The organism is Pelagimonas sp., assembly GCF_050633425.1.
Taxonomy (GTDB): domain Bacteria; phylum Pseudomonadota; class Alphaproteobacteria; order Rhodobacterales; family Rhodobacteraceae; genus Pelagimonas.
The window spans coordinates 394690-408024 of the sequence record NZ_JBOEGM010000016.1; the positions used below are offsets into that span (position 1 = coordinate 394690).

Here is a 13335-nt window from a genome sequence, read left to right on the forward strand (position 1 = left end):
TTCAACATGGGCATTACCGCATTCGTTACGCTGGCCACACTGGGCCTTGCCACTGTTCCTGACCACGCACCAAAGGGTGAAGTTCTGGCGCAGGCCGCTCCGTTCATTTCGACCCAGGGTATCATGACACCGCGCGGCGATACGATGACAACCGCCAAGGGCTGCACCTATCTGCGCACGCAAGCACCCGGCCATCCGCCGCGCTGGATTCTGATCGTTAACCCACAGCGACTTGGCTTCCCCATGCCGCCCAAAGGATGCCGTGGCATGATGTAAGCCGTTAGCTGGATCCGGTCGCAACGGAATCCAAAAACGCACCAAGTTTATGACGGTCGAGCGGCTTTGGCAGCAGCTCGATCGCATGTGTTTGACAGGCATCCTGCAAATCCGGGGTGCGATCTGCGGAAATCACAGCGCAGGGCAGGGTGCCCAGACGCGCCCTGATCGCCGCATAAAGATCAAGGCCCGACTTGCCGGGCCCCAATTGGTAATCCACCAACAAAACATCTGGCGCAATCTCAATATCTTCGAGCAATGACAGCGCGGAATCGGCGTCATCCGCTTCGATCACATGCACCCCCCATGCCTCAAGCATCACCGACAATGCTCGGCGCAACTGGGTTTCGTTCTCGACAAGCAAAACGATGAGCCCCGCCTGGGCGAGACCAACCGGAGCCGCAATCCGACGCGCCGTCGTTTTCTTGCGATCCGCGCGCCCCGCGATCGGGACAGTCACCATAAAACAGCTGCCACGCCCCGGTTGCGACCGAAGGTCCAACGCATGGCCAAGCCGCGCACAGGCACGTTCCACAATCGCCAATCCAAGGCCAAGGCCTTCATTGGCGCTGGCATTGGGGTCAAGGCGCCGAAACTCTTCAAAAATAGTGAGCTGATCGTCGTCGCTGATACCCGGCCCGGTATCCCAAACTTCGATGCGAGCAGAGCCGCCAACCCGGCGTACCCCCATCAAAACCCGACCAGTTTGTGTATAGCGCACAGCGTTAGAAATTAGGTTCTGAACAATGCGCCGCAAATAGGCCGGATCGGTTTCCACCATCAAATCCGAAGGCACATAACGCAATTCCAAGCCGTTTTCCGCGGCCAAAACCTCCATTTCGTCCCGTAAGCTCCCCAAAATATCGCGCAGGGCAACCGAGCGGACGTCAAAGGTGATACCTTCGTCTGAGTCCAGTTTCGAAATATCAAGAAGCGCGTCGATGATCTGCCCGGCACTGCCCAATGCGGCTTCGGCTTTGCCCAAAACGGCTTGTTCATGCGCATCCTTATTGCCATCGGCCAGCGACGAAATGAACAGCTTTGCCGCTGACAAAGGTTGCAAAAGATCATGACTGGCCGCTGCAACAAAACGGGATTTGGACGCATTGGCACGTTCGGCCGCGGCCAAAGCATCTTCAAGCTCCATCGTCCGCTCAACAACACGCTGCTCCAATATCTCGTTGATTTCGGCAAGTTTTTGCGCCGCTTCGCGTTCGGCAGTGACATCGGTCACCGAAATAACAAACCCACGGTCTGGCATCCCGCGACCAAAGATTTGCAGGGTCATGCCCGCGCCGCGCTTGATCTCAAAACTGATCGGCCCACGCGGCCCATCTGAATAGGCCCATTTTTGAAACCCATCTGGGCCCAATCCACGGGTGAAAACGATCTTTTCGTCCAACTGCTCCAACAAACCCGAGAAAGACACCCCCAATTGCAATCGGCGGGCAGGCAGGGCCAGCAACGCGCCGATTTTGCGGTTCCATCCCACCAGACGCGCGTTCTCATCAAAGACGCAAACCCCTTGGTTCAAATGGTCCAACGTCGCCCGAATAACGCGGGTTTGTTTGTCCTTTAGGCGATCCCGTTCCTGACGCTCCAGCCGGATCAGATCGGTCACATCGGTTTGCAGCACAACAGTGCCGCCATTTGCGGTGCGATGCTCCGATACCTGCAGCCAGCGGTCTTTCACCAGCCGCACGTTGAACATCACATGGCGGTCTTCGTGGCGCCGAATACGTTGTTCCGCCCAATTCGCCGCAGTTATGCCCTTGGGGAGCGCAAGAAAGGCAGATCCGCTGATGTTTTGTACATAGTCTTGAAACGGCAAACCTGGGTGAAGAACGGGAGATATACCCTTGAAATCTCGACAGAACCTAGAGTTGCACATAACCAGAATATCATTGGGATCAAACAGCGCAAACCCTTCCGATACGGTTTCAATCGCGTCTGCCAAATTGCGCCGGGCTGCTTCGGTTTCCTCATTGGCCTGCGCCAATTGGGCATTGGATTGGTGCAAAAGGTCCAGCGTCTGCTCAAGTTCCAGTGTCCGTTCTCGCACCCGTTTTTCAAGCAGGGCCGCGCGTTCAAACTGCGCATAGGCCGCACTGGATTGCTCGCTGCCATATTCCACCCGCATCATCAAAGCGTCGGCGATTTTCAACAGCTTTTCGTTTTGGCGTTCAAGACTGTCGTCTGGGTCTATCAGGGACATGGGCGTATCAGCTGCTTTTCTCAGGGTCTATTCCATGGGACTATGCCTAGGATTGTTTATTCAGGGTCTCTCGGGGTTGGTGGGTAAATCGCAACTCCGGTCAAGGTTTGGTTCACATGCAAGCCGCCGATTTGCTCACCGTATGTTGAGAAGCCAACAACGTTGTGACGCTTTAGAATGCCGGAAATTTCATGCGTTTTTTGTTTTTGTTCCGCCTCAACCCGGCGCAACAGACAGTCGCAGCCAAGGATATGATCGGGCGGGCCATCGACGGCAAATTTCGACAATCCCTGTTCCAAGTGTCCCGCCATATCCTGATGATTGGCGAGGGTCAGAACCATGCCTTCATTCACAGCAGAAAAGAACACCAAGTCACCGTTTTCATTTACTCTTTGGATGGCGCGAACATGGTGAGTGTCACCAAGGCGGACCACCACCGGATAGGCAGCAAAGGTAAAGGCCGACAGCTGAAACGGGTCTTTTCCGGTCAGGCGGGCATATTCTTTGGCGGCCGGTTCTGCGTTGATTTCATGAACCAGCCGATTGGCTGGATCGGCCCCCGTGACAACCATGCGGGTATTTGTTGGAACCAAATGGTCAAGACTAAAAACCCTAACCGGGCAATGGCTTCGAACCAAAGCGACCACGGCGGCGTCCTGGCGAATAACCCCGTTATAGGCCAGCCAGGTCTGTCCAAACTCAGTTCCGTCGCCAGACGAGCCGCCAAACAAAGGCATTGAACCCAATCCAGAAGCCAGAACGCTGGTGAGTTTTTCTTCGCAAAGCGACAGTCCATCCACCATCAGAAACGCAAACTCAGAACCCATTGTATTGGCCCGATGATTGAGATCAAGACGCCGTTGAATGAGCGTATCAACGATGTTTTGCTCATCCATATTGCTAATGTCATCAATGACATAGATTGAAGTCGCAAAGTTTTCGGCTGGAAATCCGACGGCGATGATTTGACCATCTTCATAGCCATCCTGACCAAGCTCACCCGCCGTTGTACAAGACAAGACTTCGGCGCCCTCAAACAGGCCCTGTATCGCCCCGGTCAGGGCTTCAAAATCCGCGTCGGGAGAGGCGAACAAACAAACCATCGAAAACGGCCCATCGCCCAACTGATCCCGCAAGGATGTCGCTGGGTTGGGGGCATCTGCAGCAACCTGCGCGGTGCGCAAGGCTGGCGATCTGGTTAACTCCTCCCGAGCGGAGCTGTGTGTCGCTCCGTCCACTCTTCTTCTTTCCTCAGATCAGGTCACAGAGGATAGGGGGCTTACCCCTCGTTTGGCAAGACCCGGGAAAACCGCGCCTCTTGGGCGACCAAAACCGCCTGTGTTCGTGAATGTACGCCCAGTTTGCGCATGATCGCTGTAACATGCGCTTTGACTGTGGTTTCTGCGATCGACAAATCATACGCGATTTGCTTGTTCAGTTTGCCTTCGCAGATCAGATGCAAGATGCGCGCCTGTTGATTGGTCAGCGATCCAAGCCGTGTCAGGGCGTCTTCTGGCGCGTTGTCCTGGCCGCCTTGCGGATCGATATACCCATCGGGAACAAAGCTTTGTCCCGTCGACACGGCTTCGAACGCCCGCCGGAAAACCGACCGTTGTGAATGTTTGGGTACAAACCCATTGGCACCGGCCTTGAGCGCGTGGCTTATCATCCGATTGTCCGCCATGGACGACGCGATGATAATAATCGCCTCGGGGGCTGCATTGCGCAGGCGCACAAGACCATCCAGACCATTCACATCGGGCAGATTCAGATCAAGGATGATCAGGCCGATCTTGGCATCCTGCCCGACGATCTCTAGCGCTTTTTCCAGCGTGCCGGCGGTGCGGATCTCCTCAAAATCCGCAATCGACTGCAGGGTCAGCGTCAAGGCATCGCAAAACAAGGGATGGTCATCAACGACCAAAGCAGAACTGGTACCGGCTGCCAAAGCGGTGTGTGGGCTGTTGGTCATAACGCATTCGTCTTTCTTGAACATATGAACAGGATAAGGCGGTCGCGGCCCTGGGTCTTTAGCCGAAAGGTCGCATATGCAGATGCAAAAACGGCGGGGATCCCCCCGCCGTCATTGGTTTCACCTGATGTAACCAGGGTTATTTGTCTTCCCACCACCAGACATCGGACTGCCAGGTGATCCAGTCACCATAAACAGGAATACGTTCCGGGAACTGCAATTCCTTGGCATGCGCCAAACGGCCGTTGGTGAAGGTGTAGAACGGAATGACATAACGCCCTGTGGTCAGAACCCGATCAAGTGCGCGGGTCGAGGCGATGAAATCATCTCGGGTTTTGGACGTCAGGATTGAGTCGATCATCGCATCTGCAGCAGGCGAATTGATTCCCATCCAGTTGCGCGTACCGTGGTTTTCAACGCCAGCAGACCCCCAGTAGTTATACTGTTCGTTGCCAGGGCTAAGCGACAGCCCACGCCGATAGAACGTCATGTCAAAATCGTATTCCTGCGTGCGCTCTTTGTACTGCGCGGAATCAATCGCGTTGATCTCGATTGAAATCCCCATCCGGGTCAGCGCCTGTTCAAACGTGTCGGTTATGGTGTCATGCTCGGAATTGCCTTTGCGGATAAGGATTTCAAAGGTGAACGGCTTCCCATCCGCATCTTTCATCACCCCATCCTGAACGGTGTAACCGGCCTCTTCCATCAGGGCCAAAGCCTTGCGCAGGTTCTTGCGATTGCGCTCAGAGCCATCCGAGACGGGCAGGGCATAACCGTCCAGTGCGCCGGGCAATAATTCGGCTTCGAACGGGGCCAACAGCTCTTTGACCTTGCCGGTGGCAGGGCCGTCTTGCATCCCCAAAACCGAGTTGGAGAAATAAGAGGTGATGCGGGATTGTTTGGACCCTGTCAGGATTTCATTGATGTACTCGAAGTTAAACACATGGGTCATCGCATCGCGCACGCGCCAATCGGCAAAGACATCACGACGGGTGTTCATCCCCAAACCGGTGATCCCGGATGGGCGCGCATGGGGCACTTCGGACTTGACCACTTCACCGGCACTGATCGCGGGGAAACCGTATTGCCGATCCCATTTCTCGACGTTGAATTCGCGGTTGGTGTTCAAAACACCGGCCTTAAAGGCCTCAAACATCGCGGTTTCATCACCAAAGAATTCCATCCGAATCTCGTCGAAATTCATGGTCCCACGGCGAAAGGGCAAATCCTTGCCCCAATAGTCGGGGTTACGTTTGAGCGACACAAACCGCCCGGCTTCGTAGGTGTCGATCACATAGGGTGCTGAGGTTATCGGAATAAGATCCATTCGCGATTGTTCAAAATCTGTCCCGTCCCATTGTGCCTTTTTCAGGATCGGACGCATTCCGACGATAAGCGCCAATTCGCGATCTTGGACGTTGAAAGTGAACTTGACCTTGTTGGGCCCGGTCTTCTCCATCTTTTCGATTTTACCCCAAAGCCCGCGGTAGCGACCATGCCCTTGGGTTCCGAGCGTCTCATAACTCCACATGACATCGTCGATGGTCACCGGGCTGCCGTCTGAAAACGTGGCACCGTCGCGCAAAGTAAATTCGGCCCATTCGCGATTCGGTCCAACCTCAATCGATTCGGCCAAAAGTCCGTAAAGCGAGAACGGTTCGTCCCAATTGCGCCCCATCAGACTTTCAGAGCCCATAAAACGCAATTGCCAAGGCACCCGGCCTTTTTGGATATAAGGGTTAAGGCTATCGAAACTGCCAACCTCACCGGCGGCGATAATACCGCCTTTAGGCGCATCCATGTTCACATAGGGCAAAGACACAAAATCCGGTGGAAGGGCGGGTTCCCCATACATAGCTATGCCATGTTGGGGCTCTGCCCAGGCTAAGCCACTGGATAGAATCAGAGAAATCGCACCGACAGTGCGGCCTGCATTTCGGAAAAAGTTTAAGCTCATTTTGGCAACAATCCCTGTTAACCCTTGTTTTATTGACGCTCAGCCTACCGGTGCTTTTACGCCTTTTCAAACTTTTAGCTTGGACTCGGGCAGGTTAACGCTTATAACAAGGTCACTGCTCGATAGGTTTCTTGCCTGTATGAAACCTGCCTCAATGACTTAACCCCGGCTTCGCGCCGGGGTTTTTTTCTGCCTGATTGCTTTTCCAAACTTAGGCCATGCGGCGCTGGATGCCCTTGCATTTATGGGCAATGCAGCATGATATGCTGCGCATGCAAAGTCATCGAGTTAGGGGAGTATCCACGATGCCGCTTCAGGGAAAGACCGCCGTAATCACTGGATCAAATTCGGGAATCGGTTTGGGAATCGCTTGGGAAATGGCCAAGGCTGGTGCCGATGTGGTCATCAATTCCTTTACCGATCGCGACGAAGACCATGCCATTGCCGCAGAGATCGCAAAAGAAACCGAACGCACGGCCCGCTATATTCAAGCCGACATGTCCAAAGCCGCCGATTGCCGTGCCCTGATCGAAAAGGCCGGCCGCTGCGATATCCTGATCAACAACGCCGGTATCCAACATGTCGCGCCGATTGATGAATTCCCGCAGGACAAATGGGATGCAATCATCGCGATCAACATGAACTCGGCCTACCACACAATGGCAGCCGCGCTTCCAATGATGCGCGCAGCGGGCTGGGGCAGGGTGGTCAACATCGCCTCTGCTCATGGTCTTACGGCCTCGCCCTACAAGGCGGCCTATGTCGCGGCGAAACACGGCGTTGTCGGCATGACCAAAGTTGTTGCGCTCGAAACCGCGCAGGAGCCGATCACCGCCAATGCGATCTGTCCCGGCTATGTGCTGACCCCCTTGGTCGAGGCACAAATCCCCGACACGATGAAAGAATACAACATGACCCGCGAAGAAGTGGTCAAGAACGTCATGCTGACCCGCCAGCCATCCAAAGAATTCGCCACGGTCGAACAGATGGGTGGAACAGCTGTGTTCTTGTGCTCAGACGCCGCCGCCCAGATTACCGGCACCACCATAAGCGTCGATGGTGGCTGGACCGCTCTCTAACCACGCGTGCCCGGCATAACAGCCGGGCATCCGCTTTTGTGCTGCCGTTGTTTGGCAGCGCTCCTTTGGCCGCGCTTATTTGAAGCTCGGATCACGCTTTTGGAACTGGGCAAAAACCGCTTCCATTTGGTTGGGTTGTCCGATGATCTGCGCCTGAAGCTCGGCCTCTAAACGCATGGTTTCAGCGGCATCACCAGTCCACGTCTCGTTCAACAATTGCTTGTCGCGGCGGATGGCATCGGGATTCTTGCCTGCGATCAGAGTCGCCATGGCCCGAGCCTCCTCAAGAGGGTTTTCCACCACACGGGTGACCAGACCAATTTCCGCGCATTCCTCGGCCTCAACAATCCGTCCAGTGAACAACAGCTCTTTGGCGACATCCATCCGCACGAGACGCGGCAAGGTCTGAGTGATGCTCATATCAGGGATCAGACCCCATTTGATTTCCATCACCGACATGCGTGTGGTTGGGGCTGCCAAACGAATATCGGCCCCCAGCGCGATCTGTGTGCCAGCGCCATAGGCCACGCCTTGTAGCGCTGCAATAACCGGCACGCCGACTTCCTGCCAAACATAGCCCGGCTTTTGAAACATGTTGGCGATTTCGCCCTCGGGAAAGGTTTGGATTTGCTCAACCAGCTTTGCCGGGTTCAACGCCCCGGTGAAAAAACCGGTATCAATACCTGAGCAAAAATTATCGCCTTCACCGGTTAAAACCACGGCACGAATGGTCTTATCCGTCCGAATCTCTTCACCAATTTGGGCCAGGCCTTCGAAAATCGACTGATCAACGGCATTGTGTTTTTCTGGACGGTTCAGCCAGACCTCGGCCACATGGCCATCGCGTTTCAAAATGACAGAGTCGGTCATAACAGACACCTTTCTAGACGTTGCTTGTCCACAGGTATTCCCGCAACGCAGGCCCTTGGAAAGCTTTACGTTGCACTCCGTTACGTCACTTGAAAACCTGCCCATACGACATATTCCCGTTGTGGCCTTTGTCTAAACAGAGCGTTAGGATTAGCCGGCAGCGTGGTGAAAGGGCGTATTATGGTAAAAATTAATTTGGCCTTGCAAGGAGGCGGCGCACATGGGGCATTTACCTGGGGTGTTTTGGATCGTCTCTTGGAAGAAGACGGCATCGAAATTGCTGCCATTTCAGGGACTTCTGCGGGTGCATTAAATGGTGCAGCCCTCAAATCTGGCCTTCGAAAAGGCGGGCGCGACGGCGCGCGCGAAAACCTCGATTGGCTTTGGGAAAAACTTGGGGCCAGTGATGTGGTCACTCCTGATTGGATGCATCCTTGGTTGCCCAATCCTGGCAGCGTGTCCAAAGCCGTCGAAACGTCTCTTCCTTATGTTTGGAGTGAAACCATGGGGCGCATGATGTCGCCTTATGCCTGGGGGCCAGCCTATCGAAACCCGTTGGAGCGCATCGTCGATGCCTTTGATTTTGATACGATTTGTGGCGATCAAGGTCCGCGGTTTTACGTCGGCGCAACCCAAGTCCGCAACGGCAAAATCCGCGTGTTTACAGGGGACAAGATCAACACACAGGCGATTTTGGCATCGGCCTGTTTGCCAACGTTGTTCCAGGCGGTTGAAGTCAAAGACCCGGAAACCGGTGTCACTGAGGCATTCTGGGATGGCGGATACACCGGGAACCCACCGCTATTTCCGTTCTTCGACAAAGAGTTACCGAACGATGTTGTTGTGGTGAATATCAACCCATTGCACCGCGAAGCGATCCCCAAAACACCGCCGGAAATCCAAAACCGGATCAATGAAATCAGCTTCAACTCATCGCTTCTACGCGAACTCAGAGCCATTGAATTTGTTCAACGCCTGTTGGAGCAAGGTGCATTGCAATCCGGTTCCATGAAGGCGATGCGTGTCCATATGATCGCTGATGATGATCTGATGAATGATCTGTCGGTCGCGACCAAATCCATTCCAATTCCATCGGTTTTGACACAGCTAAAAGACGCCGGACGGCGGGCCTGTGGCGGCTTTTTGGAGCAGCACAAAGGCGATTTGGGCAAACGTCAAACCGCCGATTTGCGCGAGATGTTTGGCTAAGGTTAGCTGGCCTTCTTTAGCTGCCGCTCCACCGCCTCTTTGGCCTTTTCGCCATTCGGATAGACAAGGCCTGCGGAAATCACCAGCTTTGCGGCTTCTTCTATCGACATGTCCAACTCAACCACGTCTTCGACCGGGAAAAACAAGAGAAATCCAGAGGTTGGGTTTGGTGTTGTTGGCACAAACACCGAGATCAGGTCGCCCATTGCGTCGGTTTTTTCAACAACTTCGCCGCGCGCGGTTGTCGAAATAAAGCCGATCGCCCAGATGCCTTTGCGAGGGTACTGGATCAGGCAGGCTTTTTCGAAACTGCGTTCGGTCTGAGTGAAAACGGTTTCGGCCAGCTGCTTCAACCCCGAATAGATTGACCGCACGATAGGGGTCCGGTCGACCACGGTTTCGGCAAAATTGATCATTGATCGACCAATCAAACCTTTGGCGATCCAACCGACCAAAACTGTGAAAACCAGAAAGATAACAACGCCTAAGCCGCGGACGTTCACCTCAATCCGATCATCCCCCTCAAGCTCAAGCAAGCGATTGATCACGGCTTCGGGCTGGTAGGAGCCTGGCACAAACGGCCAAACGAAACTGTCAACCCAACCGACCACGGTCCAAATTAACCAGACCGTCAAGCCGACCGGTGCGATCACGATGATCCCGGTCAGAAATGAGTTCCGCAATCTGGTTATGAAGCCCGGGCGTTTGGTATCGTGGTCAAAAGGTGTGGTCATTGATCGACATTTCGAGATGAGGTTAAAGGGAAATTAGTCGTTGATCCGACGCTCTACAATGGGCAGAGCGCAAATGCATGACATCACGCGTCAAAATTGCACATTTCTTGGGCAATTTCAGCGGCTAGACGTGCGTTGTTGAGAACCAGCGCGATGTTAGCCTCAAGCGACAAGCCATCTGTCAATTCAAAGATCCGTTGCAGCAAATACGGCGTCACGTCCTTACCCGAAATACCATGATTTTCAGCGTCTTGCGTCGCCTTCGCAATAATCGGCGCGAGGGTTTCACGCGGGATTTCTGCGTCTTTGGGGATTGGATTGGTCACCAACTGGCCACCGGGCAGGCCCAGCTTGCCTCGCATGATATGCGATTTCGCAATATCCTGAGCGCGGTCCATACGCAATGGCGCGCGCAAACCAGCTTCTCTTGACCAGAAGGCAGGCACCTGATCCTGACCAAATGCGATGACAGGAACCCCAAGGGTTTCAAGCACTTCCAGTGTCTTAGGCAAATCTAGAATGGCCTTTGCACCGGCGGCAACAACCGTCACAGCGGTATGCGACAACTCTTGCAAATCCGCCGATATATCAAAACTATTCTCAGCGCCCTTGTGAACCCCACCAATCCCACCGGTGGCGAAAACACTGATCCCAGCCAGCTTGGCAGCAATCATCGTCGCCGCCACGGTGGTTGCGCCGGTCCGGCCCTGGGCCATACACACCGCCATATCAGCGCGGCTCAGCTTGGCGACGCCGCGCGCCTGTGCCAATTCTTGGAGTTGCTCATCTGTCAGGCCGACATGCAATGTCCCGTTGATCACCGCAATTGTCGCCGGTTCCGCTCCGGCAGAACGCACGGTTTCTTCAACTTTCCGTGCAACTTCAAGGTTTTGCGGCCACGGCATGCCATGGGTGATAATCGTGCTTTCCAATGCGACAACGGGTTTTCCAGCATCAAGCGCAGCTTGGACAGCGGGCGAGGGGACTACGATGGTCATATTGCTACGTCTCCAGACACATAGGCTGCGGCGGCGTGCAGAGCGCGGCTGAGCGCCTCTGAACGATCAGCACCGTCACATTCAGCGGCGATATGCGCCGCCATAAAGGTATCACCTGCGCCAGTGACGCGCGTCACCAACACCTCAGGTGGACATTCGGTTACCAAACCGTCACGCGTTGCATCGCAACAGCTTTCGCCGCCATTGGTCACCAAGACCCGCTGCGCACCGCGCTCAAGCAGTCGTGTGGCAGCATCGGATGCATTGTCAAAGCTGGCTTGGCACAACAATCCGGCTTCTTCGAGATTAACATAAAGCGTGCCACGTCCTGATTTGACAAAAGGAGACAAACGTTCAGCCTTACCCGGGCTTGCTGGGGCGACACGCAAATCTGCCATTGTAAATGAAGGGCTTACAGCGATTTCCTCAAGTAGTGACGCAGTTAAGTTCCCATCCAACGCAATCAGTCCTTCAAACGGCGATACGTCGCTTCCCAATGGTCCAAAGATCAATGGATTCAGAATCTTATCGCCTGCAGCTTCCAAAGAATGGGCATCCGCAATCGCGGCGATCAATCCATTTGCCGCCTCGATGGCCATATATCGGTCGGTCGGAAGGTCCGCCGAGCGATACAAATGATCGGTCCCCAAACCGCGGCGGGCACATTCAGACACCAGCTCATTGCCTTCAGCATCTTGTCCAACTGCAGATAACAGATCGGGTTTCAGGCCAAAACGTGACAGGGCCATCGCGATGTTCATCGCAACGCCACCCGGATTACGAATGATCCGCCCCGGAACATCTGAGCCGGAGCGCATATGGCTGGCGGACCGTCCGATAATGTCCCACAGGACTGAGCCAACGCAAAGGATTTGAGTTTCTTGTGTCATATCTGCCTTGTGGCGTTGAACACCGTATTACGCAAGACTTGAAGCGTAGGGAACGCGTACTGTGGTGCCCCAGTCCAGGCATCACAACTCCTATAATCAGCAGTATGTAAATCCTTGAAAAGTAAGGCAAATTTCGGGCTACGGCCCTCCCCCCGAGGGCATGGTTTTGCTAAAAATCAACTTTCGGGGGGAGGGCGCGGCAAGAGCCGCTTGCCCTATATCTAGTGATCTACTGTAAATAAGGCAATGCCCCTTGTGCCAAGAGGGCGAACAAAGTGGCACGAGCAAAATTCTTTACCGAAACAGAAGATCGGTTGATAAGGCTGTGGATAGATACGGGCATTTCCAAGGCGGAAGTCGCCAGTAGGTTGCAACGATCTAGGCAAAGTATTTATCAACGCTTAGAATGAATGGAGAACATTGGGGAAACGGCACAATATATGGTGCCGCTCGGGAGTTCTAAGAATGACCAATAAGTACCCCTTTGGACCCGTTTACAGAGAAGCAGTTTTAGTCATGGCGCGGCAACGCGGGGCCAAAAACTCAAAATTGAATACCCTTAACGCCCTTTTGGGGTTCTGCAACGCCAAGAGTGGGCAAGCTCGACCCGGCAATAAAAAGCTAATGGAACGGGCTTGCATCACTAAGGAAACGCTTAGGCTGTCGCTCAAATGGCTAAAGGAAAATGGGATCATCGCGCCGATTGCATACGCAAACGGCGGGAATGGTAGGGCAGTGGTTTGGGGCTTTGGTTTGCCAGCATATGCACCCCCCCCAAAAAACGCGGGGGAAAAAACACAGGTCGCAGTGATTAACCCCCCCCAAAATCAGGAAGAACCCCCCCCAAAAATAGGCCAACCCCCCCCAAAAAATGGGGAACCAACAGAAAGAACAGAAAAGAACAGAGGGATTAAGGGCACGGCTGGTCGCCGTGGAGCTTTACAGGTGGGTGACGCAACCCGCCGGGAAGAACTCAGGCTGTTGAGCCAATGGACGGATCAGCACGGTTTTGGAGAGGCGCAGCGGATGGTTGACGCGTGGAAATCAAATCAGACCGTAGCGGCTGAGTAATTCCAAAAGAGGAAGGGGGGCCTTCGGCCCGCTGAGAAAAGGTGTGGGGGAAAAAGGTGTTGCG

General features: G+C 54.3%; 12 protein-coding genes. 4 read left to right on the plus strand and 8 right to left on the minus strand.

Annotation, left to right across the window (positions count from 1 at the left end; genetic code table 11):
- Positions 1-6: 6 nt before the first annotated feature.
- The gene (locus tag ACRBB0_RS15095; protein ID WP_431375269.1) at positions 7-276 is read left to right on the plus strand and encodes a hypothetical protein; all 270 of its coding nucleotides are present in this window, start codon (positions 7-9) and stop codon (positions 274-276) included.
- Between the two features lie 4 nt (positions 277-280).
- Here the strand turns inward: ACRBB0_RS15095 and ACRBB0_RS15100 are convergent, their stop codons facing one another.
- The 4 genes from ACRBB0_RS15100 to ACRBB0_RS15115 all read right to left on the minus strand — a co-directional run bounded on the left by ACRBB0_RS15100 (position 281) and on the right by ACRBB0_RS15115 (position 6420).
- Entirely contained in the window at positions 281-2491 is a 2211-nt protein-coding gene (locus ACRBB0_RS15100) for a PAS-domain containing protein (RefSeq protein WP_431375270.1), read from the minus strand.
- A 56-nt stretch (positions 2492-2547) separates the two neighbouring features.
- Entirely contained in the window at positions 2548-3729 is a 1182-nt protein-coding gene (locus ACRBB0_RS15105) for an FIST N-terminal domain-containing protein (protein WP_431375271.1), read from the minus strand.
- A gap of 41 nt (positions 3730-3770) precedes the next feature.
- Positions 3771-4463, minus strand: a complete 693-nt coding sequence (locus ACRBB0_RS15110; protein WP_431375272.1) for a response regulator — start codon at positions 4461-4463, stop codon at positions 3771-3773.
- A gap of 139 nt (positions 4464-4602) precedes the next feature.
- Positions 4603-6420 (minus strand): extracellular solute-binding protein, encoded by a 1818-nt coding sequence (locus ACRBB0_RS15115; protein ID WP_431375273.1) that lies wholly within the window; start codon positions 6418-6420, stop codon positions 4603-4605.
- A 305-nt stretch (positions 6421-6725) separates the two neighbouring features.
- Between ACRBB0_RS15115 and ACRBB0_RS15120 the strand changes: the two genes are divergently transcribed.
- The gene (locus tag ACRBB0_RS15120) at positions 6726-7499 is read left to right on the plus strand and encodes a 3-hydroxybutyrate dehydrogenase (RefSeq protein WP_431375274.1); all 774 of its coding nucleotides are present in this window, start codon (positions 6726-6728) and stop codon (positions 7497-7499) included.
- A 75-nt stretch (positions 7500-7574) separates the two neighbouring features.
- Here the strand turns inward: ACRBB0_RS15120 and ACRBB0_RS15125 are convergent, their stop codons facing one another.
- Positions 7575-8369 (minus strand): crotonase/enoyl-CoA hydratase family protein, encoded by a 795-nt coding sequence (locus ACRBB0_RS15125; protein WP_431375275.1) that lies wholly within the window; start codon positions 8367-8369, stop codon positions 7575-7577.
- Positions 8370-8549: 180 nt separating this feature from the next.
- On the opposite strand from ACRBB0_RS15125, the gene ACRBB0_RS15130 reads away from it, so the two are divergent.
- Positions 8550-9578: a patatin-like phospholipase family protein gene (locus tag ACRBB0_RS15130; RefSeq protein WP_431375276.1), complete on the plus strand. Its 1029-nt coding sequence runs from the start codon at positions 8550-8552 to the stop codon at positions 9576-9578.
- A 2-nt stretch (positions 9579-9580) separates the two neighbouring features.
- On the opposite strand, the gene ACRBB0_RS15135 is transcribed toward ACRBB0_RS15130, so the two are convergent.
- From ACRBB0_RS15135 to ACRBB0_RS15145, 3 genes are all read right to left on the minus strand, one after another.
- Positions 9581-10312: a DUF502 domain-containing protein gene (locus ACRBB0_RS15135; protein WP_431375277.1), complete on the minus strand. Its 732-nt coding sequence runs from the start codon at positions 10310-10312 to the stop codon at positions 9581-9583.
- A gap of 83 nt (positions 10313-10395) precedes the next feature.
- Entirely contained in the window at positions 10396-11310 is a 915-nt protein-coding gene (locus tag ACRBB0_RS15140; protein WP_431375278.1) for a pseudouridine-5'-phosphate glycosidase, read from the minus strand.
- Entirely contained in the window at positions 11307-12200 is an 894-nt protein-coding gene (locus ACRBB0_RS15145; protein ID WP_431375279.1) for a PfkB family carbohydrate kinase, read from the minus strand. Before ACRBB0_RS15145 ends, ACRBB0_RS15140 begins: the two co-directional genes overlap by 4 nt.
- 465 nt (positions 12201-12665) lie before the next feature.
- On the opposite strand from ACRBB0_RS15145, the gene ACRBB0_RS15150 reads away from it, so the two are divergent.
- Positions 12666-13271 (plus strand): hypothetical protein, encoded by a 606-nt coding sequence (locus tag ACRBB0_RS15150; protein WP_431375280.1) that lies wholly within the window; start codon positions 12666-12668, stop codon positions 13269-13271.
- Positions 13272-13335 lie beyond the last annotated feature (64 nt).

Coding starts and splice junctions, on each gene's coding strand:
- ACRBB0_RS15120 (WP_431375274.1), top strand. CDS start 6,726: ATGCCGCTTCAGGGAAAGACCGCCGTAATCACTGGATCAAATTCGGGA.
- ACRBB0_RS15145 (WP_431375279.1), bottom strand. CDS start 12,200: ATGACACAAGAAACTCAAATCCTTTGCGTTGGCTCAGTCCTGTGGGAC.
- ACRBB0_RS15110 (WP_431375272.1), bottom strand. CDS start 4,463: ATGACCAACAGCCCACACACCGCTTTGGCAGCCGGTACCAGTTCTGCT.
- ACRBB0_RS15095 (WP_431375269.1), top strand. CDS start 7: ATGGGCATTACCGCATTCGTTACGCTGGCCACACTGGGCCTTGCCACT.
- ACRBB0_RS15135 (WP_431375277.1), bottom strand. CDS start 10,312: ATGACCACACCTTTTGACCACGATACCAAACGCCCGGGCTTCATAACC.
- ACRBB0_RS15150 (WP_431375280.1), top strand. CDS start 12,666: ATGACCAATAAGTACCCCTTTGGACCCGTTTACAGAGAAGCAGTTTTA.
- ACRBB0_RS15100 (WP_431375270.1), bottom strand. CDS start 2,491: ATGTCCCTGATAGACCCAGACGACAGTCTTGAACGCCAAAACGAAAAG.
- ACRBB0_RS15130 (WP_431375276.1), top strand. CDS start 8,550: ATGGTAAAAATTAATTTGGCCTTGCAAGGAGGCGGCGCACATGGGGCA.
- ACRBB0_RS15115 (WP_431375273.1), bottom strand. CDS start 6,420: ATGAGCTTAAACTTTTTCCGAAATGCAGGCCGCACTGTCGGTGCGATT.
- ACRBB0_RS15140 (WP_431375278.1), bottom strand. CDS start 11,310: ATGACCATCGTAGTCCCCTCGCCCGCTGTCCAAGCTGCGCTTGATGCT.
- ACRBB0_RS15125 (WP_431375275.1), bottom strand. CDS start 8,369: ATGACCGACTCTGTCATTTTGAAACGCGATGGCCATGTGGCCGAGGTC.